Annotated in this window: 20 protein-coding genes, 1 tRNA gene and 1 pseudogene; 12 read left to right on the top strand and 10 right to left on the bottom strand. The window is 65.2% G+C overall.

Annotated elements, in window-relative coordinates:
- Window positions 1-176: 176 nt before the first annotated feature.
- Window positions 177-253, top strand: a tRNA-Arg gene (locus IEW24_RS21640).
- A 181-nt stretch (window positions 254-434) separates the two neighbouring features.
- Here IEW24_RS21640 and IEW24_RS21635 read toward each other — a convergent pair.
- Window positions 435-2,900, bottom strand: coding sequence for a TonB-dependent receptor (locus IEW24_RS21635; protein ID WP_188582539.1), 2,466 nt, complete (start codon window positions 2,898-2,900; stop codon window positions 435-437).
- A gap of 518 nt (window positions 2,901-3,418) precedes the next feature.
- Between IEW24_RS21635 and pedA1 the strand changes: the two genes are divergently transcribed.
- The 6 genes from pedA1 to IEW24_RS21605 are packed head-to-tail and all read left to right on the top strand — an operon-like array spanning window position 3,419 to window position 8,421.
- Window positions 3,419-4,612, top strand: a complete 1,194-nt coding sequence (gene pedA1, locus IEW24_RS21630) for a lanthanide ABC transporter ABC transporter substrate-binding protein PedA1 (RefSeq protein WP_373870114.1) — start codon at window positions 3,419-3,421, stop codon at window positions 4,610-4,612.
- A 43-nt stretch (window positions 4,613-4,655) separates the two neighbouring features.
- Window positions 4,656-5,621 (top strand): YVTN family beta-propeller repeat protein, encoded by a 966-nt coding sequence (locus IEW24_RS21625; RefSeq protein ID WP_188582535.1) that lies wholly within the window; start codon window positions 4,656-4,658, stop codon window positions 5,619-5,621.
- Between the two features lie 50 nt (window positions 5,622-5,671).
- Complete coding sequence (locus tag IEW24_RS21620; protein ID WP_188582534.1) at window positions 5,672-6,109, top strand: cupredoxin domain-containing protein; 438 nt, start codon at window positions 5,672-5,674, stop codon at window positions 6,107-6,109.
- On the top strand, window positions 6,106-6,924 hold the full coding sequence (pedB, locus tag IEW24_RS21615; RefSeq protein ID WP_188582532.1) for a lanthanide ABC transporter ATP-binding protein PedB/LutE: 819 nt from the start codon (window positions 6,106-6,108) through the stop codon (window positions 6,922-6,924). The genes IEW24_RS21620 and pedB overlap by 4 nt, the downstream gene beginning before the upstream one ends.
- Complete coding sequence (gene pedC / locus IEW24_RS21610) at window positions 6,917-7,771, top strand: lanthanide ABC transporter permease protein PedC (protein WP_188582530.1); 855 nt, start codon at window positions 6,917-6,919, stop codon at window positions 7,769-7,771. The genes pedB and pedC overlap by 8 nt, the downstream gene beginning before the upstream one ends.
- On the top strand, window positions 7,768-8,421 hold the full coding sequence (locus tag IEW24_RS21605) for a hypothetical protein (protein ID WP_188582528.1): 654 nt from the start codon (window positions 7,768-7,770) through the stop codon (window positions 8,419-8,421). The genes pedC and IEW24_RS21605 overlap by 4 nt, the downstream gene beginning before the upstream one ends.
- Before the next feature lie 368 nt (window positions 8,422-8,789).
- Here IEW24_RS21605 and IEW24_RS21600 read toward each other — a convergent pair whose 3' ends face one another.
- From IEW24_RS21600 to IEW24_RS21590, 3 genes are all read right to left on the bottom strand, one after another.
- Entirely contained in the window at window positions 8,790-9,671 is an 882-nt protein-coding gene (locus IEW24_RS21600) for a substrate-binding domain-containing protein (protein WP_244644588.1), read from the bottom strand.
- Between the two features lies 1 nt (window position 9,672).
- On the bottom strand, window positions 9,673-10,215 hold the full coding sequence (locus IEW24_RS21595) for a c-type cytochrome, methanol metabolism-related (protein WP_244644587.1): 543 nt from the start codon (window positions 10,213-10,215) through the stop codon (window positions 9,673-9,675).
- A 181-nt stretch (window positions 10,216-10,396) separates the two neighbouring features.
- Window positions 10,397-12,217, bottom strand: coding sequence for a methanol/ethanol family PQQ-dependent dehydrogenase (locus IEW24_RS21590; protein ID WP_188582526.1), 1,821 nt, complete (start codon window positions 12,215-12,217; stop codon window positions 10,397-10,399).
- A 492-nt stretch (window positions 12,218-12,709) separates the two neighbouring features.
- Between IEW24_RS21590 and pqqA the strand changes: the two genes are divergently transcribed.
- From pqqA to pqqE, 3 genes are all read left to right on the top strand, one after another.
- Window positions 12,710-12,790, top strand: a complete 81-nt coding sequence (pqqA, locus tag IEW24_RS29125; protein WP_188582681.1) for a pyrroloquinoline quinone precursor peptide PqqA — start codon at window positions 12,710-12,712, stop codon at window positions 12,788-12,790.
- A gap of 549 nt (window positions 12,791-13,339) precedes the next feature.
- Window positions 13,340-13,633, top strand: coding sequence for a pyrroloquinoline quinone biosynthesis peptide chaperone PqqD (gene pqqD / locus IEW24_RS21580; protein ID WP_188582524.1), 294 nt, complete (start codon window positions 13,340-13,342; stop codon window positions 13,631-13,633).
- 56 nt (window positions 13,634-13,689) lie between these two features.
- Complete coding sequence (pqqE, locus tag IEW24_RS21575; protein ID WP_188582679.1) at window positions 13,690-14,811, top strand: pyrroloquinoline quinone biosynthesis protein PqqE; 1,122 nt, start codon at window positions 13,690-13,692, stop codon at window positions 14,809-14,811.
- A gap of 113 nt (window positions 14,812-14,924) precedes the next feature.
- Here the strand turns inward: pqqE and IEW24_RS21570 are convergent, their stop codons facing one another.
- Together IEW24_RS21570 and IEW24_RS21565 are read right to left on the bottom strand one after the other, a co-directional pair.
- A complete protein-coding gene (locus IEW24_RS21570; RefSeq protein ID WP_188582522.1) occupies window positions 14,925-15,125 on the bottom strand; it encodes a hypothetical protein in 201 nt (66 codons plus the stop codon).
- Between the two features lie 79 nt (window positions 15,126-15,204).
- Window positions 15,205-16,191 (bottom strand): AraC-like ligand-binding domain-containing protein, encoded by a 987-nt coding sequence (locus IEW24_RS21565; RefSeq protein WP_188582520.1) that lies wholly within the window; start codon window positions 16,189-16,191, stop codon window positions 15,205-15,207.
- Window positions 16,192-16,457: 266 nt separating this feature from the next.
- Here IEW24_RS21565 and gfa point away from each other — a divergent pair, with 266 nt between their 5' ends.
- Together gfa and IEW24_RS21555 are read left to right on the top strand one after the other, a co-directional pair.
- The gene (gfa, locus tag IEW24_RS21560; protein WP_188582677.1) at window positions 16,458-17,030 is read left to right on the top strand and encodes an S-(hydroxymethyl)glutathione synthase; all 573 of its coding nucleotides are present in this window, start codon (window positions 16,458-16,460) and stop codon (window positions 17,028-17,030) included.
- A 132-nt stretch (window positions 17,031-17,162) separates the two neighbouring features.
- On the top strand, window positions 17,163-18,290 hold the full coding sequence (locus IEW24_RS21555; protein WP_188582519.1) for an S-(hydroxymethyl)glutathione dehydrogenase/class III alcohol dehydrogenase: 1,128 nt from the start codon (window positions 17,163-17,165) through the stop codon (window positions 18,288-18,290).
- A 348-nt stretch (window positions 18,291-18,638) separates the two neighbouring features.
- Here the strand turns inward: IEW24_RS21555 and IEW24_RS21550 are convergent, their stop codons facing one another.
- The 4 genes and pseudogenes from IEW24_RS21550 to pqqB all read right to left on the bottom strand — a co-directional run bounded on the left by IEW24_RS21550 (window position 18,639) and on the right by pqqB (window position 21,849).
- Complete coding sequence (locus IEW24_RS21550; RefSeq protein WP_188582518.1) at window positions 18,639-19,595, bottom strand: glycosyltransferase family 2 protein; 957 nt, start codon at window positions 19,593-19,595, stop codon at window positions 18,639-18,641.
- A gap of 155 nt (window positions 19,596-19,750) precedes the next feature.
- Window positions 19,751-20,125, bottom strand: a complete 375-nt coding sequence (locus tag IEW24_RS21545; protein ID WP_210324268.1) for a hypothetical protein — start codon at window positions 20,123-20,125, stop codon at window positions 19,751-19,753.
- Between the two features lie 123 nt (window positions 20,126-20,248).
- Window positions 20,249-20,971: pseudogene (gene pqqC, locus IEW24_RS21540) on the bottom strand (pyrroloquinoline-quinone synthase PqqC); the annotation flags it as partial.
- Complete coding sequence (gene pqqB / locus IEW24_RS21535; protein ID WP_188582514.1) at window positions 20,968-21,849, bottom strand: pyrroloquinoline quinone biosynthesis protein PqqB; 882 nt, start codon at window positions 21,847-21,849, stop codon at window positions 20,968-20,970. The pseudogene pqqC and the gene pqqB, both read right to left, overlap by 4 nt.
- Between the last annotated feature and the right edge of the window lie 292 nt (window positions 21,850-22,141).

Below are 22,141 nucleotides of genomic sequence, written 5' to 3'. Positions count from 1 at the left end.
CTGTCCACAGGCCGGTGTTGCGGATGACAGTTTGACGGCGATCGGGCTTGCCATGCCTTCGAAAAGGCAGTAACTGACGAACCCTCGCTGACGGAACACCGCAGCGGGCCCTCGGAGGTCCAGCCTCCGGATCGTGGTGAAGCCCAGTGCTTCGTCCTTGATCTCCAAAGGGAAACGCGCCCGTAGCTCAGCTGGATAGAGCACCAGACTACGAATCTGGGGGTCAGAGGTTCGAATCCTTTCGGGCGCGCCATTTACTTCTCGGGTTTAGCGATACTCGCACCCGAAACACTCCCCATCGATTTCCCTATGCGGTTCCCCATCGCGTTCACGCGTCGTCCCGACGGCTCGCGACACGGAGTTCTGTCACGCGCGCGGCCGTCTTCAGCGTGCTGCGGTCGGGGGAAACAACCGTCTCCCCCTCCCCGCGCCTCTCAGAACGTCCCCCGGGCGCCCACATAGACAGCGAGGGGCTGCCCCGGCGTCTGCATCTCCGGATTGTTGAGACCGAGATAGCCCGTGTCGAAATACGTGCCATAGGTCGCGTATTTCTCATTGAAGATGTTGTTGGCCAGCGCGAACACCTGGAAATTCCGGGTGATCTGGTAGGAGGTCCGGATATTGGCGATCCAGTAGCCCGGAAGCTTCGGATTCTGGTTCGCCTCGTCGCCCACATAATACTGGCTGGAGGCCGCGATGATGTCGCCGCCGACCTTCCATTGCGGCGTGATCATGTAATCCATGCCGACTTTCAGCGTCTGGGTGGGGATTCCAGGCATATGGTCGCCCGGCGTCACGAAAACCTCGCCATCCACGGCGGACGGATTGTTGGGCGAGGACAGCGCGCCGGAGAACTGGAAGGTGGCGTCGATATAGCTGTAATTGGCGTAGAACATCCACGGGCCGGAGGCATATTGCACGCTGGCCTCAAAGCCCTGCCGGCGCGTGCTCGGCACGTTGGTGTAATAGCCATAGCCCGTCTGCGGGCTCGCCAGCGCGATGATGTCGTCGTCGGCGTCGGTCCGGTAGAAGCCGACCTTCCAGTCGACGAGGCCCCCCAGAGCCCCATGGCGGCCGCGCAGGCCCGCCTCATAGGTGTGCGACACCACCTGATTGAGCGGCGGATCGGCAACCAGCGAATTCTCCAGAATGCACGGCCGGTTCGGATCGGCGCAGTTCAGCTCCAGAGGCGTCGGCGCGCGGTTGGATTCCGAATAGCCGCCATACAGGCTGATGTCGGGCGTCAGCTTGTAGGTGAGGCCCAGCATCGGGTTGACGCGGGAAAAGGTGTAATCGCCATTCAGCTCCGGACTGATGCCGCTGCCGTCGCTCATGGAAATGCGCGCGATGTTCAGCCGGGCCCCCCAGGTGGAGGTCAGGCGGTCGGTGATGTCGAAGGCATCGGTGGCGTAGAGGCCGTAATAGGTGGTGGTGGCGTTCAGGTTCACCGGCAGATATGTGACCACATATTCCGACGGCAGGGACGTGTTGGGCCTGTTCGCCAGAATGACGCCAAGCCCGGAAACGCCCAGCGTGTTGACATCCGTCAGGCCAAGCTCGGCGGAGGACTGGAAGTTGATGGTGCTGTAGTCCACGCTGCCGCCAATCACGAAGTGATTGCCGTGGCCGAGCAGCGGCGCATTGCTCACCGCCTGTACCGAGCCGCCCGTGGTGGTGGTCTCGGTGTTGGTGCGGTTGATCACGCCATAGAGCACATTGTCCGGCAGCGATGCGAAGGGGACGGTCTGGCCGAGCTGGTTGTAGAGGACCATCTGGCTGCGGAACGCCGCATAGAGCGGGTTCGAGGCCACGGTGCCGCCGCCGGGGGGACCTGTGAAATCATCCTCCTCCAGGCACAGGCGCCCGGACGGGATGGTCGGATTCCAGCGCGCGCTGCACCCTTCCAGCTCCGCATCGTTGCCATCCACATGCGCCTGCTTGAACCGCCGCACATACAGGGTGCCCTGCAGCTGCCAGGCGTCGGAAAGATCGTATTTCCCGTTCAGCGCCAGCGCCCCCACCGCGTTGGTGGTGGTCTGCGGCCATGTGTAGACCGAGGCATTGTCGAACGCGAGCATCTCCACCGGCGTCGGGCCGATCACGCCCAGACTGTTGCGGGCGAGCTGGGCGGTGATGTGCACCTCGCCCTTGTCGCCCTTCCAGCCGAGATCGCCATAGAAGCGCACCAGCTCGGAGGGTGACTGGAGACGCCAGCCGTCCTCGCGCAGCGCATCCGCCGCCACATAGAGGCCGACGCCGTCCTTCTCGATGCCATACTGGACGGAGCCGCCGACCTGACCGAACGAGCCGCCCTGAATGGTGCCCTCCAGACCGTGATAGGTGAAGCCGTTCTTCATCTGGATGGAGACGGCGCCGCCGAGCGCGTTCAGGCCGAAGACCGGGTTGTTGGCATAGACGTCGGCGCGGTCGATGGCGATGGTCGGGACGAGATCCCAGTTGACCGTGTCGCCGAAGGCTTCATTCAGGCGGATGCCGTTCTGGTAGACGGCGATGCCCTGCGGCGTGCCCTGCAACGGCGAGGCGGCGAAGCCGCGATAGCGGAAGTCCTGAAAGAACGGGTTGCCCTGCACGTCCGACGTGGTCACGCCCGGAATATATTGAAACAGCCCGTCCGTGACGGAGAAGGTGTAGAGGCGCTGAAAATCCTGCGCGCTCACCCCGTACACCGCACCGGGCACCTTGTCCGCGGCGATCCCGGCGCCTGCGAGCGGAGACGTATCCACCACCTGCACGATGGGCAGCTCCACCACCCGCCCCGCCGGTGCCGGCGTGGCCTGTTGTGCGCTTGCTCTGTAAGGAATCATCGTCACGAAGACCGGCAGTGTCGTCGCAAAGCCGAGCGCAGCCGCAATGGCGCGCCGAGAAATCAGCCCCATCATCCCAAGCCCTTTCGCCCCCTGCCGGGGTTTCCCACCGGCTCGCGACATCGTGGCGCAGCAGCTGGCCCCAGGCTCTCCACGCCCCTTCGCAGGCGCGGAGCGTGACGGAGCGCACAACTCGCGTCTCAATGCTCTCAATTGTTATGTTTGCAATTGCTCTCCCAACCCACCGTCAAGTTATGGGGAGGCAAACGATTGTCAACACATACAAAATGCGTGCAACGCACAATAAATGACGAGAAGGATACCTCGACTGGCGAGAAGCAGGTACGCGTGACCCGCCAATATAGGCAGCTATCTTCTTAAGACGCCAAGAGCAGCGAGGAACGGCTGCGCGGATAGACAGGCAAGCCCTTGACCTGCCGGACGCCAGAGCGCAGCCTTTAACGATAATAAGAGAGCGGTCAGTTGGCCGCCTGGGAGTGCGCATGGAGGAATGCGAGGCCCGCCGCCGCATTCACCGATCAAGGGCAGTATGTGCGTTGGCCATCGCTCTTGCGGTGGGCGTGCCATGGCTCATGGGCGGGCCGTCAGGCGCCCATGCGCAATCCCCGCCTGCGACCCCGCCGGGCATCATTGACATCCTGCTCATCCGCGAGACGGCAGCCAAACCCGCACCGCTGTCCTTGCTCGACATCCCGCCGCAGGACGAGGGTCTCGCCGGCGCCAAGCTCGCCATCGCCGACAACAACAATACGGGGCGCTTCCTCAACCAGCAGTTCCGCCTCGACGTGCTCGCGGACGCGGCACCCGACGTGCTGGTGGCGGAGGCTCAGAAGCGCGTGGCGCAGGGGCAGCGTTTCCTGGTTCTCGCGGTTCAGCCGCGCACCGTCCTGATGCTGGCCGACGCGCTGAAGGGGCAGGATGCGCTGCTGTTCAATGCCGGCGCGCCGGACGAGAACCTGCGCGAGGAGGACTGCCGCGCCAACGTGCTCCACACCGGCCCCTCACGCACCATGCTCGCCGATGCACTGGCGCAGTATCTGGTCTGGAAGCAATGGCGGCGCTGGTTCCTCATCGTCGGGCCGCAGCCCGAGGACATGGCGTTCGCGGCTGCGATGCGGCGGGCCGCCACGCGCTTCGGCGCGCGCATCGTGGAGGACCGCGCCTTCCCGGTGGAGACCGGCTCCCGGCGCGCCGATGGCGGCCACGAGCAGATCCAGCAGCAGATCCCCTTGTTCACGCAGAATGCGGCCGCCCACGATGTGGTGGTGGTCGCCGACGAGGCCGGGCAGTTCGGCGAATATCTGCCCTTCCGCACCTGGGACGCGCGCCCGGTGGCGGGCACGCAGGGCCTCACCCCCGCAAGCTGGCATCCCGCGCTGGAGCAGTGGGGCGCCACCCAGTTCCAGAACCGCTTCGCGCGCTCCGCCGGCCGCACCATGCGCCCGCAGGATTACGACGTCTGGCTCGCGGTGCGCAGCCTCGGGGAAGCCGCCGCGCGCACCCGCGCCACCGACTTCTCCGCCATTGCCGCGCGCCTGCGCTCCCCTGAATTCGAGGTGGCCGGCTTCAAGGGGCAGAAGCTGACCTTCCGGGACTGGAACGGCCAGCTGCGCGAACCGATCCTGCTCGGAACCCCGAAGCTTCCGGTGACGGTTTCGCCCCAGCCGGGCTTCCTGCACCAGTTCTCCGAACTCGACACGCTCGGGATCGATCGGCCGGAAACGAAATGCAGGCTGCCGGCACGCGCCGGCCCTGCCGCGAAATGAATGGCGTCCTTGGTATCCACCGGAGTGTCGGGAGCTGAAGATCATGCTGTCCAGACTTGCTGCCTGCGCCGCCCTTCTCCTGAGCACGGCCACCGCCGATGCCTTCACGGCCTATGTGACCAACGAGAAGGACAATACGGTCAGCGTCATCGACGGCACCACCATGACGGTGACGAAGACCATCAAGGTCGGCCAGCGCCCGCGCGGCATCACGCTGGCCAAGAATGGCGAGTGGCTGCTCATCTGCGCCAGCGACGACAATACGGTGCAGGTGTTCAACGCCCGGACGCTGGAGTTCATCAAGAACCTGCCGTCCGGCCCCGACCCCGAGCTGTTCGTCCTGCACCCCACCGGCAATCCGCTCTATATCGCCAATGAGGACGACAACATCGTCACCGTGGTGGATATCGACAGCGGCAAGGTGTTGACCGAGATCTCCGTCGGCGTCGAGCCGGAGGGCATGGGGATCAACCCGGCCGGGACCGTGCTCGTCAACACCTCCGAAACCACCAACATGGCGCATTTCATCGACACCGCCACCAACCAGACCACGGATCACGTGCTGGTGGATGCCCGCCCCCGCTATGCGGAATTCACCCCGGATGGATCGCAGGTCTGGGTCAGTTCGGAGATCGGCGGCACGGTCAGCGTCATCGACGTGCAGACCCGCCAGCCCATCGGCAAGGTGTCGTTCCAGATCAACGGCGTCAATGCCGATGCCATCCAGCCCGTGGGCGTGCGCATCACCAGGGACGGCAAGCGGGCCTTCATCGCGCTGGGGCCGGCCAATCGCGTGGCCGTGGTGGATGTCGCCACCCTCAAGGTGGAGCGCTATCTGCTGGTGGGCCAGCGGGTCTGGCAACTGGCCTTCACGCCGGACGAGAAGCAGCTCTTCACCACCAACGGCACCTCGAACGACGTCTCCATCATCGATGTGGAGAAGCTGCGCGTGACCAAATCGGTGAAGGTGGGGCGCTATCCCTGGGGGGTGGTGGTCGCCCCGTTCTGAGCATCCAGTCAATCACAGGCGAAAAGCCGCACACTCCGGGGGAGGCACACATGAAGATCCATCTCGCCGCCGTATCGCTGATGCTGGCGCTGGTTCCGACACTCATGGCGGGGCAGGCCCATGCGGAGGGCTATCTCGCGCAGAAGGTCGAACGGCTGCCCGTGCTCGAGCTCGGGCTAGGCCAGGCCGGCTACGGCGTCTCCCAGAAGGATTTCAACCTCCAGACCGGCAAGGGCTATGTGCTGAAGCTGAAGTCCACCGGCGCCAAGGAATGCGCCTGGATCGCACCCGAATTCACCAACTTCATCTGGCTGCGCAAGGTCGAGGTCCAGAAGGTGGAGATCAAGGCGAGCCACATCTACGAGATCGAGATGGAGCGCGAGGGCGAGGCGGAGATCTTCTTCGTACCCATCCGGCCCGGCGAATATGCCTGGTCCTGCAGCGGACTCGCGGACAAGGGCATGGCCGGGCGGTTCATCGTCAAGTGAGCGTCCCCGCCCCGCCCGCACTCTCCATTGCCGGCGTGGGTCACGCCTTCGGTGACAGGCCCGCGCTGGTGGACGTGTCGCTGGAGCTGGCCGCCGGATCGTTCACGGCCCTGCTCGGCCAGAACGGGGCCGGCAAATCCACCCTGTTCGCGCTCATCACCCGCCTCTACGACAATGTGAGCGGCGAAATCCGCGTGTTCGGCCATGACGTGCGCCGGGCGCCCTCGGCGGCCCTGCGCCAGATGGGCGTCGTGTTCCAGAGCCGGACGCTGGACGCCGATCTCAGCGCCCTGCAGAACCTCACCTATCATGGCGCACTGCACGGCTACCGGTCCGGAGCGGCCAAGGCGCGCGCCATGGACCTGCTGCGCATGGTCGGCCTCGCGCACAAGGCGCACGACAAGGTGCGCGCGCTCTCCGGCGGGCAGGCGCGGCGGGTGGAGATCGCGCGCGCCCTGCTGCACGGACCGCGCCTGCTGCTGCTGGACGAGGCCACCGTCGGGCTCGACATGGAGGCACGCGAGAGCATCATCGCGCTGGTGCGCGATCTGGTGGCGCGCGAGGGCCTCTGCATCTTGTGGGCGACCCATCTGATCGACGAGATCGCGCCCACCGATCGCATCGTGGTCCTGCACCGGGGCCGGGTTCTGTTCGGCGGCGGCCACAACGATCTCCTGGCGCGCACCGGCGCCGCCACCATCCGCGATGCCTTCACGGCGCTGATCCGCGCCGCCGATGCCGCATCCGCCGGCGGCAAGCGGCAACAGGAGGGCCGGCAAGAGGAGACGCGACAGGAGGAGGAGCGCCATGGATAGCGCCCTCACCCGGCAGGCGCTTCCCGCCCGCTGGGGATTTTCGGCCTGGCTGGCCTGCTTCAACGGCATCGTCTGGCGCGAGATCCTGCGTTTCGTGCACCAGAAGGAGCGCTTCCTCTCGGCGCTGGTACGGCCCCTCGTCTGGCTCTTCATCTTCGCCGCCGGCTTCCGGCAGGTGCTCGGCGTCTCCATCATCCCGCCGTACGAGACCTACGTGCTCTACGAGGTCTTCGTCACGCCCGGCCTGATCGGGATGATCCTGCTGTTCAACGCCATGCAGTCGTCCCTCTCCATGGTCTATGACCGCGAGACCGGCGCCATGCGCACCCTGCTCATCAGCCCTTTCCCGCGCTGGTTCCTTCTCGTTTCGAAGCTCGTCGGCGGCGTGTTCGTGGCCTTTCTGCAGGTTTATGTGTTTCTGCTGATCGCCTACGCCTGGGAGATCGAGCCGCCGCCCATCGGCTATCTCACCGTGCTGCCCGCGCTGTTTCTCTCCGGCCTGATGCTGGGGGCGCTGGCGCTGTTCATCTCGTCCGTCATCCGCCAGCTGGAGAACTTCGCGGGCGTGATGAACTTCGTCATCTTCCCCATGTTCTTCGCCTCCTCCGCGCTCTACCCGCTGTGGCGCATCAGGGAGGCGAGCCCGCTGCTCTACGAGATCTGCCGGTTCAATCCCTTCACCTATGCGGTGGAACTGATCCGCTTTGCCCTCTATGGGCAGCTCGACCCCGTCTCGCTGGCGGCTGTGCTTGGCTTTCTGACCATCTTCCTCGCCGGAGCCCTCTATGCCTATGATCCCTCCAAGGGATTGCTGGGCCGGCGCGGTGCCCCCGGAGGCGCGGCATGAGGCGGACAAAACACTTTCTGCCCGGACACAGCCTGCTTCGCGCGGCGCTCTGGCCCCTGTGCGCCCTCGCGGCGCTGATGCCCCTGCCGGGGCATGCGGAGACGCCGGAATGGCCCTGCATCCAGCGCAAGGTCGTGACCCTCACGGCGGCGCAGATGTGGGATGGCCCCGATGTGGAGGGGCTCACCGGCTTTCAGGACGATGCGGAGATGGGCCGCCTGATCCGGCTCCTCATCAGCCGCGCCACGCCGGCCGAGAAGGCCAGCGCGGCGCTGGAGACATGGGCCGGCACCCAGCCGGAGACCACGCGGGACGAGAAGCTGAAGCTGCTGTTCGCCGGGGTTCTGAAGAGCATCAATGAGGATCGCGCCGCGGTCATTTCCGGGATCGAGCGCTTTCAGCGCCGGCAGCGGGAACTGTCCCAGCGGATCGAGGCGCAGGGCGTGACCCTCGGCCAGTTGCAGGCGAAAAATGCCACCGACGACAAGTCCCGCGCCGAGCTGAAGGCGGCCGAGGACCGCTACAAATGGGACACGCGCTTCTTCGCCGAGCGGCAGGATGCGCTCCCCTATGCCTGCGAGATCCCCGTGGAGATCGAACAGCGCGCCTTCCAGCTGGCCCGCGACATCCGGGGACTGATGAAGGACTGAGGGTGGATTGGCGACGGCGGCCCGCGCCCTGCTCCCTTGTGCGCATCGTCAGGCCGGGACGTGATCCGGGCCTCCACGTGGTTCGGTGAAGCGTCGCAAATGGGGAGAGCGGCGGGGGTCCGTCCGGTCTCACGGCGTCCACCATCGGTCTGACGTGGATGCCCGGAAGTCGGATGTTTCCGACTTCCGCAAATTGGAAGCCAAAGGCGGATGCTTCCGGCTTCCGCACGTTGGAAGCCAAAGTCACGTTGGAAGCCGAAGTCGGCAATGTCCGACTTGGGGGACAAGCGCGGGCAGGACGTCGCTTTTGTGGAAACGGCGCAACCCGGACACACAGCGCGCCTATGACGGCGCCGCTCGTCCCATGCTCACCGCCGGGGAGCGGTGATGGGCTTCATGTCCTCGTCCAGCAGCGGCACGTGATACTGGATGAGGATCGCATCGATGTCCGCCTGCCGGCGGGCGATGATGTCGTTCAGCACATGCTTCCACTCATCCTCCCGCTGGCGGATGCCGAAAGTGATCCGGTAGGCCATGCGCGGCCCGGTGGCTTCCTTCACCAGCGGCGTCACCACCAGCTCCTCGCCGGGCGTGTCGGCGAAATAGCCGCCGATCGGCCCCCACAGCACCCCCGCATCGATCTTCCCCGCGCGGATATCCGCGATCATCCGCTCGGCGGGGGATTCGTAGCGGCGGTCCACCATCAGCGGATAGGGCGTGGCCTTCTCCATGAGCCCGAGCATGGCCATGATGGTGGCCGGCGGCGTGCCGGCGACGATGCCGAGGCTTCTGGTTTTCAGCCGCTCGTCGCCCAGCGTATCCACGCCGTCGAGCCCCTGCCCCTTGCGGTGGACCAGCACATAGGCCGAGCGGTAGTAGGGGTTTGTATTGAGCACAAGCTCATCCCCCTGCACGTAGCCCATCACCAGATCACAGCGCTTGGCGAACAGCGTGTTGCGCAGGAAGCCCGTGGCCTGCGGGAACCACGTATATTCCACCGGGATCTTGAGCTCGGCCGCCACCAGTTCGGCGATCTTGTTCTCGAACCCCCGCCCGGCCTCGTTGGAGAAGGGCATATTGGCCGGATCGCTGCAGACCCGGAGCACCTCGCGGTTCACCAGATCGGCGCGATTCTCCGCCGCGCCGGCCGCGCCCGCAAGGCACAGCACGGCGGCTCCGCCCAGCAGCCAACGCAAAGCGTGCGCCATCCGGCCCGTGCCGGCCCGTGCGTGTTTCAGGTGCCGCAGCATGCTACAATCCCAAACAGCTTTTTTCATTCTGGATGGCCGTCTCGGGCTTTTCCACGCCGCGCTGGGGGCGCTGGCCGCGCGGGAGCGCGCCATCGGCGCGGGCTTTGAGATAGACGTAGATGTCATCGAGGTAGCACATGACGTTGACGTTATCGCCGAGCGCCGGCATCACGCTGGTCTTGTCCGGGCGCGTCACCGTGCGCCCGCTGGCGACGACTTCCTGAAATTCCGGATAGGTGATGGTCTTCAGGGAATTGATGAGCCCCGGCGCATAGGTCGAGCCTTCGCCCTCGGGACCGTGGCAGACGTGGCATTCGGAATGATACCGGCGGAAGCCGGAATAGGTGTACCAGTCCACCTTGCCGTCGGCCGAGATGTTGTAGGTCGGGTTGCCGTCGGCATCCAGCCACTTGCCATCCTCTTCGGTCTTTCCTGCCGCGCTCTTGGCCGACGCGTCTTTGCCCGAAGCGTCTTTGGCGGGCGTATCCTTGGCTGGCTGGTTCTGCGGGGGTTTATCCTGCGAGGCGCCGGGGCCCGCCGCCATGAAGACGAAGACCGGGGCAAAGGCCAAGGCAAGGCCCATGGCCGTACGAGAAACGCCAATCCTTCGCACGTGATCATCTCCGGAAACGTTACGTGGCACCCGTCCGCAGCTTCCGCGCGCGGACCTGCAAAGGCCGGCGCCACCGCCTTGGCGGCACGCCGGCCATCGCCCAACCCTCCGGTCAGGGCAGGGTGAAGACGGTCAAGGTACCGCCGAGGGCGGTGTAGTCGCGCAGGGCCGCATAGCCGCCCACCGCGCCGAGGCCGTCATTGGGATTGGTCAGGCCGGCGGCGAGGCCGATGCCGGCCCACCCGCCCACGCCGGACAGCACAGCCACATACTGCTTGCCGCCGTGCGTGTAGGTCATGACGTTGCCGATGATGCCGGAGGGCGTCTTGAAGCGGTACAGCTCCTTGCCATCCTTCTCATCCACCGCCTTCAGATAGCCTTCCAGCGTGCCGTAGAAGACGACACCGCCACCGGTGGCCAGCGCACCCGACCAGACGGAGAACTTCTCCGGCAGTGACCAGGCGATCTTGCCCTGCGCGGCGTCCCAGGCAACGAAATTGCCCATGCCGCCGTGGCTCCCCGGTGCCGGGAACATGGACAGGGTTGCGCCCACATAGGGCTGGCCGGCCGTGTAGGAAACGCGGAACGGCTCATAGTCCATGCAGACGTGGTTGGTGGGCACGTAGAACAGATTGGTGCGCGGCGAGAAGGCCGCCGGCTGCTGGTCCTTGGTGCCGAGCGCCGAGGGGCAGACGCCCTTCGTGTTCTTGTCCTCGCCGTTCCTGAACGTGGACATGGCCGGGACGACCTGCGGGCGGCCGTACTGGGGGCTGTCCTTGTCCATGACCACGCCGGTCGTCCAGTTGACCACCGGATCGTATTTCTGCGCCACGAGCAGTTCGCCGGTCACGCGGTCCAGCGTGTAGCCGAGCCCGTTGCGGTCGAAATGCACCAGAGCCTTGCGGGTCTGCCCGTTGATGGGAATGTCCGCCAGGATCATCTCGTTGACGCCGTCATAGTCCCACTCGTCGAACGGCGTCATCTGATAGGCCCATTTCGCCACGCCCGTGTCCGCGTCGCGGGCGATGATGGCCATGGTCCATTTCTGGTCGATGGGCTTGCCGTCCGGTCCCGCGCGCTGGGCCGGGTTCCAGGTGGAGGGATTGCCGGTGCCGTAATAGACGAGGTTGGTTTCCGGGTCGTAGGAATACCAGCCCCATGTGGTGCCGCCGCCGATCTTCCACTGGTCGCCGGTCCAGGTCTTCAGGGACGAATCCTTGCCGACCGGCTTGCCGAGCGTCTTGGTATTCTCCGGATCAATAAGCATCTCATTGTCGGGCCCGGTGGAATAGGCCCGCCAGATCCGCTTGCCGGTCTTCAGGTCGTAGGCGGTGACATGGCCGCGCACGCCGAACTCGGCCCCTGATACGCCGACGATCAGCTTGTCCTTGACCGGAAGCACGGTAGCGGTATTGGTCTCGCCCTTCTTGGGGTCGCCATTGACCTGCTTCCAGATTTCCTTGCCGGTCTTGGCGTCGAGCGCCACGACGGTGGTGTCGGCCTGATGCAGGTAGATCACGTCATCCGCATAGGCGACGCCGCGATAGACCGTGTCGCAGCACATCACCGGAATGACGGACGAATCCTGCTTCGGCTCATACTTCCAGATGATCCGGCCTTCCTGGTTCAGGTCCAGCGCATAGACCACATTGGGGAAGGGCGTGTGCACATACATTGTGCTGCCGATCACCAAGGGCGAACCCTCATGTCCGCGCAGGACGCCGGTGGAGAAGGTCCATGCCACCTTCAGGTTCTTGACGTTGTCGCGGTTGATCTGATCGAGCTTCGAATAGCGCGTGTTGGCATAGTCGCCGGTCTGGATCGCCCACTGGTTGGGATCTGCAATCTTCTTGATCAGATCCGGATTGGCCCAAGCTGGCGTCGACAAGGCGACAGATGTCAACAAAGCTGCCGACAGGAAAAACTTGCCCATGGCGATCCTCCTGGCATTTTGTCTTATTTTATAGAGCATTCCAATGGTCGCAGCCGGCCTATCAACGCAACCCGTTGCTTAGGACTTCCAGGTTGCCGCCCATGCAACGCATACGGACATGGGCACATCAGTCGGCTGGACGCTTAGAGAGGTAGGCCAACTTTCGACGCCAAACAAGATACAACAAAGACATAATTCGCCATCCAAGTACCTCTTCTAAGAAAAAATGTGATCATCCCCGAAAACAGTCTTCATAAACGACTTATTTTGCAGTGCCTCAACATTGCGCTGCAATGCACCCTGAAATACATGATGTCAGAAACTTTTACATTGCATGCATTTATTTACGAAAGTCAGGCTCATCTCCAGTTTCCGACTGCAATTCGTTGACAGCGCCCATGTGCAGGTGCAGAGTTTTACTGCTTGCGGACGCCGCCCTGCGCGGGTCAGGCGTCATGCCAGAAAGCATTCACCGGTTCGGAGAAACCAGTCATGCGCAAATGGAAAAAACCCATGATCACCGAAGTGGCGGTCGGCTGCGAAGTTACGTCCTACGCGCCGGCGGAGTTCTGAACTCCTGCCCTGACGCGTGGCCCTCGCCAAAATGGCGGGCTCTTATCGGTGGTTCCATCGTCGGTGCCCTGAGGGGCAGATGCGCGTCGCGGATGTGTCTGCCCCTGTGGTGCGCCCAGCCGTGATCGCGCTCCTGTCGCTTCATCTTCGGCGTCTGTGCGTCGGGGGCCGGAACATCCGGAGCCCGTGCAGAGGTGGCCCGTGAAGCGACAACCGCCGTGTGAAGCTGGCCACCGTGTGAAGCCGGCCACGGCATGAACCCCGCCACGACGTGAAGGCGGCAACTGCGTGAAGCCAGCCGCGACGTGAAGCCTGCGCCTCGTGCGGGCGCGCGCCAGCTGCCGGCAGGCGGGGCGTGAGCGGGCCTTCGGTCCGGCAGACACATCCGCCAGACACACATGTTCCAGCGGGTGCCCGCCAGGCACGCACGGGCGGCGGAGTGAGGCGTCCCAACGTTTTGCTCACACCCGCATCCCGGTGCTGCATGGAGGCGCCGGCACTTCAGCCGACACCCCATCAGCCGACATCCCACAGGAACGCGCCGACACCATGAGCGTCGATCTCGCCGCCAGCGGCCTTGCCTCCATCGTTCCGGCGCTGCCGCGCGGCGTTCGCCTGCGCTTCGACGAGAGCCGTCAGCAATGGTTCCTGCTCGGCCCCGAGCGGGTGTTCGAGCCGGACGATACAGCGGCGGAGATCCTGCGGCTCATCGATGGCACGCGCAGCGTGGAGGCCATCGCGCAGGATCTGGCTGGGAAATTCGAGGCCGATCCAGCGGAGATCGCCGCCGATGTGATGGCGTTTCTGCGGGATCTGGCCGGCCAGAGGATGATTGATCTGTGAGCCGTGCCGAAACCCTGAACCGGCCTGCCAGCACGCATCCCTTGCCGCCGCCGCCCATGGGCCTGCTGGCGGAACTGACGCATCGCTGCGCCCTGCGCTGCCCCTATTGCTCCAATCCGCTGGAACTGGACCGGCGCGACCGCGAGCTTCCCACCGCCGTCTGGAAACGGCTGCTGGACGAGGCGGCGGCGCTGGGCATCCTGCACGTCTATTTCTCCGGCGGCGAGCCCATGCTGCGGCCGGATATCGCCGAACTGGTCGCCCATGCGCGCGACGTCGGCCTCTACACCAACATGATCACCTCCGGCGTGGGCTTTCAGCCCGCCGCGCTCGATGCGGTGGCCGAAGCGGGTCTCGACCACATCCAGCTGTCCATACAGGCCATGGATGCGGAAACCTGCGACCGTGTCGGCGGCTATGCCGGCGCCTGGCAGCGCAAGCACATGGTGGCCGCCGACATCGCGCGGCTCGGGCTGCGGCTCACGGTGAACGCCGTGATCCATCGGGAAAACGCACACCAGACCAAGGACTTCGTGCAACTCGCCGAAGACTGGGGCGCGGCCCGCATCGAGATCGCCCATGTGCAATATTACGGCTGGGGCATCGTCAACCGCGCCCGGCTGATGCCCACGCGCCAGCAGGTCGAGCGCGCCATGGCCGATGTAGAGGAGGCGCGCGCCCGCACGGCCGGCCGTCTCGTCATCGATTGCGTCCTGCCCGATTACTATGCCCGTTACCCGAAGGCCTGCATGGGCGGCTGGGGCGCGCGGCTCATGAACATCAGCCCGGCCGGCGTGGCCCTGCCCTGCCATGCGGCGCAGACCATTCCGGGCCTCGCCTTCGATACGGTGCAGGAGCGCAGCCTCTCCGACATCTGGTATCATGGCGCGGCGTTCAACGCCTTTCGCGGCACGGACTGGATGCAGGAGCCCTGCCGCAGCTGCGCCCGCAAGGATCTGGATTTCGGTGGTTGCCGCTGCCAGGCCATGGCGCTGGCGGGCGATGCATCCGCCACCGATCCGGCCTGCTCGCTGTCGCCGTTGCACAAGCAGATCGTGGCGCTCGCGGAGGCCGAAGCCGCCTCCCACCGCAGCGATTTCATCTACCGCGGCTTTCAGGGCGCGCCCAAGCCTCAGGCGGAACGGCAGATGGTGCCGCTTCAGGCAGACCGCCCTTAAGCCGAAAAGGTTATTCTATCAAAGCCTTGGATGGTGGGGGCCACAGGTCCGGCCGCGCCGATCCGCCCCGATCCGCCCTGATCCGGCGCTCCGCACGCCCGCATGGGCGAGCGTCAGATATCCTTGTCATCGGTGGTGCTGCACCGCCAGCGGACGACCTGCCATGCGGGGTGTTCGCCGTTCCAGAGTGCCACCTGGAACCCCGCCTGCACCATGCACTGCAACGCGGACATTTCCTGCTGCAGCGGGATACGCTCGTTCCGGCAGACCGCCGGATCGGTCACGAGGCAGACCGAGATCACAATGGCGAGCATGGCGGCTCCTGAAGACTTGGTGTAATGCCGGCCTTTACTGGGGCACAACAACGGCTCATCCCGGTTGCGGAGCCTGTAACTATGGCTCGGCAGCCAAAGACAACATCCGCAAACCCTCGCGCCCGGCCTGTCTTTGCACTGCCGAAGGCGCAATTCCATAGTGTTTCTTGAACAGATGGGCGAAATGCGAGGAGCTGTTGAAGCCCCAGGAGAAGGCGATATCGGTCAATGACCGTCCCGGCCTTGGCCCAAGCTCCAGCTCCGCGAGGCATTTCTCCAGCCGCTGCTGCCAGATGTAGCGGGTGATCGTCATGCCCTCATCGGCAAAGCTCATGTGCAGATAGCGTTTCGTGCAGCCAAGACTGGCGGAAATACGCTCGATGCTGAGTTCCGGATCGCCCAGATGCTCCTGCACCAGCGCCTTGATCCGCTGCCTCAGCCCGTCGCGCCCCGCCGCATCGGGGGCCGTCGCCGCAGCGAAGAAAGGCAGGACGGCCAGATCCAGCAGCGTTTCCGCCACCTGCGTTTCCAGGCCCGGCGACAGCGCCGGCGCCTGGGTGAAGGCGGACATGAGGAAATCATGCGCAAGGCGCCCCGCACCCTCGCGCGCCGAGGCCTGCCGCGCATGGAGCGGCCCGGCCGGCGCGCCCCGCTGCGCCATCAGGGACCTGGGCATGATGATGACGTTGTGCTTCGTCGGGGCGAGGCTCGTGATCACGTGCGGCTGGGAAACATCGTAGACGAAACAATCACCTGGCCGGATGATGAACCGGTGCGCATCCTGTTCGAAGACCGAGGTTCCGCAGGTCTGGAAGACCACTTTCACCACCGCATCGCCGCCCCCCGCCGGGGCGGCGGCGTGCATGATCCGGTGGCCGCTGGCCTCGATATGGCAGAGACGCAGCCGCTGGATGCTCGCATAATCGATCCGGCCGTCGAGGGTCGCGCCGCCGAGCGCCTCCGCATGCACGGGCCCGCACAGCGTGGCCAACGCCCCCGCCCAATATTCGGGACGCTGCGAAGCCGGCGTCCGGGCTGTATTCAGCGATACGATCGGTAGGGTCATTGGCGCTCGACCATCGCAGCTTCGAAGACTGCCAACATACATCGCCCGCCAACCGCAAGGAACGATTTCCTTGTGCCCGATCGGACAAATGTCTTCCCGCACACGCAAGTTTCACTTCCCTGTGGAGCAAGCATTGCCCTGCGAATGGCACAACACTGTCTGCGGAACATGACCCATCAGAGGCATGTGCAAAGCAACGGATGACCAGAGGCGGGATCGTCATCGACCCCGCCTGCGGTCGTACCGACGCCAGGGAGGACGAGATCATGACCATCGCCATTCATCCGTCGATCGACCGCGGCCTTCCGCCCGCAGCTCCCGGTTTTGCCGGGGGCACGCTCGTGTGCAAATGCACCGACCACCCGGTGAAGGTCCGCGTCGATGCGCAATCGGCCCACAATCACGCCTGCGGCTGCACCAAGTGCTGGAAGCCGAAGGGTTATTTCTTCTCGATGGTCGCCGTGGCGCCGCGTGACAAAGTCACCGTGGTCGAGAATGGCGACAAGCTGAAGATCGTCGATTCCTCAGCCACCATCCAGCGCTACGCCTGCACCGGATGCGGCGTGCACATGCACGGGCGGATCGAGAATACGGGCCATCCTTTCTACGGGCTCGACTTCATCCACACCGAGCTGTCGGCGGAGACCGGCTGGTCGCCGCCGGAATTCGCGGCCTTCGTCTCCTCCATCATCGAATCCGGCGCCAATCCGGCCAATCAGGACGCGGTGCGCGCCCGCCTGCGCGAGCTGCATCTCGAGCCTTATGACTGCCTGTCTCCCCCGCTCATGGACTTCATCGCGACGCACATCGCCAAGGCATCCGGCGCATTGGCGGCCTAGAGCGCTTCCGTGTTTCATGGAAACACGGAAGCGCTCCAAGTCATTGATGGAGAATGTCTTGTCGCTTTGATCGCGAAGCAGTCAAAGCCGGACATGCTCTGGAGCGTTTCAGCGTTGGGGGAGTGAGTAGTCATGAAGACACGTGCCGCAGTCGCCTGGGCGGCTGCCAAACCGCTGACCATCGAGACCATAGACCTCGATGGTCCGAAAGCGGGCGAAGTGCTTGTGGAGGTGATGGCCACCGGCATCTGCCACACCGATGCCTACACCCTCTCGGGGCTGGATTCGGAAGGCAAGTTCCCGGCCATCCTCGGCCATGAGGGGGCGGGCATCGTGCGCGAGGTAGGGGCCGGCGTGACGTCCGTGAAGCCGGGCGATCACGTCATTCCGCTCTACACGCCGGAGTGCCGGCAGTGCAAAACCTGCCTCTCCCGGCGCTCGAACCTGTGCACCGCCATCCGCGCCACGCAGGGCCAGGGCGTCATGCCCGACGGCACTTCGCGCTTCTCCTGCGAGCCCGTGGGCGGCGGGAACGGCACGGTGTTCCACTATATGGGCTGCTCCACCTTCTCCAACTTCACCGTGCTGCCCGAGATCGCGGTGGCCAAGGTGCGGGAGGACGCCCCCTTCGACAAGATCTGCTACATCGGCTGCGGCGTGACCACCGGTATTGGTGCGGTGATCAACACGGCCAAGGTCTGGCCCGGCGCCAATGTGGCGGTATTCGGCCTCGGCGGCATCGGCCTCAACGTCATCCAGGGCGCGCGCATGGTGGGGGCGGACAAGATCGTCGGCATCGACGTCAATCCGTCCAAGCGCGCCATGGCCGAGAAATTCGGCATGACCCATTTCGTCAATCCGAAAGAGGTCGGCAACGACAAGGTGGTGCAGGCGATCGTCGATCTCACCGGCGGCGGCGCGGATTTCTCATTCGATGCCACCGGCAATGTGGATGTCATGCGTCAGGCGCTGGAATGCTGCCATCGCGGCTGGGGCGAATCGATCATCATCGGCGTGGCCGAGGCCGGACGGGAGGTGGCCACCCGCCCCTTCCAGCTGGTCACGGGCCGGGTCTGGAAGGGCACCGCCTTCGGCGGCGCACGCGGGCGCACCGATGTGCCGAAGATCGTGGACTGGTACATGGAGGGGAAGATCAATATTGACGATCTGATCACCCACACGCTCAAGCTGGAAGAGATCAATCACGGCTTCGACCTGATGCACGAGGGCAAGTCGATTCGCTCTGTGGTGGTCTATTGAGCGTCGGCATTCTCGGTCGGAGCTATGGAGCCACTTCCGCAGCAGCGGATCGCTGAAAGTCCGTTTGAGAATGCTCTCGGGATTGCGCTTGGGCGTACTCTTGAGCGTACTCTTGGGCTTGCTCTCCCGGAGCTGATCGCCTCTCTCGTCCCGGCCTCGATTGCCCCCTTCCCACCCCTCCCCCGCAAGCGGGAGAGGGCTCTCCCCGTCTGGACTTCAGGCGCGCCACCGTGATCCGGCACAACCGGTTCCCTCTCCCGCTTGCGGGGGAGGGTGGAGGGGGAAAAGCCGTAACCGGCTCGTTTTTACGCGACCTCCAAGTCCATGTCCCTGCACGATTTTTGCATTTCATTGCTTGACCGGGCTCACAGGCGCCGCCTGCGGTGAGGGGGCACCCAGAATGCGGAGGTGATGCGCCAGCAGCCCGATGTTGTACCAGAACCGCAGCGCCTGCTCGGTCTGGCGGCGGGGAACAGCATGGGCCAGCCCATATGCGCCTGCTCCGATCGCCGCTTTCAGAAGCGCCATGGCGGGTATCGGACGCCCCAGCAGCTTCGCGATCTGCGCATCGCTTGCGCCTTCCCAATAGGCCCGCGACGTCACCCATCCCCATTGCAGCCGGGTCGGCGCGATCTGGTGATCGACGCGCAGGCGATCCGAGTACCAGAGCCGCTTTCCTTTGCCGATAAGCAGCTGCTCGATGAATTTTTCTTCTCCGCTTAGCAGGTTGGTGCCCACGCGCCCCAGCGTCTCGGGGAAACCGCCGACGGCCAGGAGTTCGCTCCTGCGAAACAGGACGTTGGCGCCACACATGGAAGGCGCTTCGGTGCGGTCCCCCTGCCCTTCCAGTTCGATGATCGAAAGCAGCTGGCGCCAGCGCGGCGGCAGCGACCTGATTCGGGCGTTTGCGGCATGAGGATGCACCGCACCAGCGATGATCGCGCAATCGTCCGGCACCGACGCCGTCAATTCCAGCGCCCGGGGGATCCAGTCCGGTGCGGGTATGGTGTCGTCATCGAGATACGCCACCCACTGTCCCGCGGCTTTCGCGAGTCCGGCATTCCGGGCGCGGGACAGCCCGGCCATGAACTCGCGCACGAGCGTCACACCCGGAAATCGCCGCGCCATGTCCTCGATCCTGGCCCGCGCAGGGGCGCCCGATGCGCTGTCGACGACAATGACCTCAGGCCATGCCGCATGACGGTGATTCGCGAACAGGGCCTCGAGGCAGGTTGCGAGCAGGTCCGGCCGGTCGTGCGTGCAGATGATGATGGAAAGCGTGGCTGCTTGTGAGGGCACTGGCACGAATGGCTCTCCAGAATCTGCGGGCGCTGTCGGAGGCCGATTCTAATGCCGGATCTATCGTGGTGGAGCGCCGTCGCGGGCTCTGAAACCCTACCCAAACGATACCTGTTTAAGGCTTTCGGATAGGCCGGGAGGCAATCAAAGCCGGGCATGCTCTAGAAGCAGCGCAACTCGCCCTCGATCTGCGCGCGCTTCAGGCGGGCCACCTTCTCGCGCATCAGCGGCATGCTGAGAAACATGCCCGTACTCTCCCCGCCCCGCTGGCGCACCGACATGATGGTCTCGGCTTCCTCATAGTCCGCGTAGGGCAGCACGGAGGCGATGATGTCGATGGAGCAGGAGCACCGCTCGAGCGCGATTCGGTTCTGGCCGTTCGCGGCCATGCAGCCGAACACATAATCGGCGCGCGCCGCCGTCGGGTAATCATTCACCGGCAGATCGATGGCGCCGGCACGTCCCATGCCCGCAGCCGTCATCAGAAGCAGCACCAGCCCCCGGCGCAGCGCGAAGGGAAACGCTTTTCCGCCCATTTGGCTTCTCCCTGGCTCGGCATCATGTGGAGCGGGATCGTCGGGACACAGCGTATGCCCCGGTCGCCGCACGGGCAATTCGCATTGCCCGTGCCCGCGCATGAAACTTCCCCCTCACCCTTCGGGCACGAAGGCGCCGGGCGGGATGTGGCCGGGCTCCACATAGGCATGCTGCAACGCGTCCAGCATGGCCCACAGCATGTCGCACTTGAACTCGAGCGCGGCGATCACCGCCTCCTGCTCCGCCGGTGTGCGGGCGTTGGCCGTGACATAGGCGAGCGCCACCTCCACGTCGCGCCGGGCCTGTTCGGGACGGGCGCTGAAATAGGCGAGGCTCTCGGGGCTGACGAAATCATAGTTCGCCAGCATGCCCGCCACGCGATTGCGAATGATGGTCGGCGAGAACAGCTCGGTCAGGGAAGAGGCCACCGCCTCCAGCAGCGAGCGCTCGCGCACGAAATTCACATAGGCATCCACGGCGAAACGCGTCGCCGGCAGCACGCCGCGAAAGGCGAGCACGTCCGCCCGCTCCAGGCCGAGGCTCTCGCACAGCCGCAGCCAGCGCTCGACGCCGCCCTCCCCCGCCTCCGCGCCGTCGTGATCCACCAGCCGCTGGCGCCATGCGCGCCTGAGATCGGACGAGCCGGTGCGGGCGATGAGGGCGGCGTCCTTCACCGGAATATGGGCCTGATAGGTGTAGCGGTTGAGGGCCCAGGCCTGCACCTCTCCCCTCGTGCAGCCACCCGCGTGCAGGCGCACGTGAAACGGATGCTTGTCATGATAGCGCTGCGCGCCCACATCGCGCAGACGCTGCTCCAGACCTTCAGGCGACAGCAAAGCACTCACAGCTCGACCTCCATGCCATCTTGAGCCACTTCCACCCCGGTGGCTTCGATCTGGAGGCGCTCCGGGGAGCCCGCGATCAAAGCCGGATTTGTATTGTTGATGTGGACATAGATTTTCCGCTGCGCCGGCAGGCCGGCGAGCCAGGACAGCGAGCCGCCCGGCCCCGTCATGGGCAGATGCCCCATCCGCCGTGCGGTCTTGATGCCGATGCCGGCGCGCAGCATCTCGTCGTCGGTGAACAGGGTGCCGTCAAAGAACACCGCATCCGCCCGTTCCGCCTGCGCCTGCAGGCTGTCGGTCACGGCGGCGCAGCCGGGCACATAGAGCAGTGAGCGCCCGCCGCCGCTGATCCGGATGCCCGCCGCCTCGCCCGCTTCGGACTGAAGCTGCGGCGCGGCCCCCTCCAGATACAGAGGCACCTTCCCGGCGACGGGAAACAGCTCCGCCTCAAGGCCGCCCGGCAGCGCGATGGCGCCGGTCGCGGCCACGGGCCGGGCCGGCACCGCCGCGAACATGGGATTGGCCTCAACCGCCGCCAGCGCCGGGGCGAGCGCGATCAGGTCGAACGGCGCGCCCTCCCGCATATGGAGCAGCCCGGCCACCTGATCGATCTCGGCGCCGCTGAGAAGGACGGCCCGGATCGGCGAATGCCGGGGCTGGCGCGGATGCAGAGCATCGGTCGCCCGGATCTGGCTGCCCAGATCGGGGGAAGCGTTCAGCACCACCCAGCTGTCGCCATCGAGCGTCACCGCGAGGCTGGACTGGGTTCGCCATGGGGCACGGGGATCCCGGTCCCAGGCGAGGGCACAGACCGCGCATCGGCAATTCCATTGCGGATATCCGCCGCCGGCGGCGGCTCCCAGGACCACGGCTTTCATCTGCACGCTTCTGTCGTTGGAGCCGCCTTATGCGCTCAACCTCAGGTTTGCGCTTATGCTCCCGGCGCGCAACAGCTCATTGCCGGCTGCGACAAACTGAGCAGGCAGTAAGCCATGGCGACCGGCCGGCGGCCCGTGCCTTCCGGGGGCGCTCCGCGCGCGGGATATGGTCCTGCGCCATGAGCGCGGCAATGACCGCGCCAAGGCACGCCGTCTCGCCAAGGGCAAGCCAGCCCCGCATTTTTTTTAGTTCCGAAAGGCGGCGGAACCGGCTATCGCCTGTTCCCAAAGC

The organism is Azorhizobium oxalatiphilum (genome assembly GCF_014635325.1).
Taxonomy (GTDB): Bacteria; Pseudomonadota; Alphaproteobacteria; order Rhizobiales; family Xanthobacteraceae; genus Azorhizobium; species Azorhizobium oxalatiphilum.
Note: the sequence above shows the minus strand (reverse complement) of the source record. Positions and strands in the feature narration are given on the sequence as shown.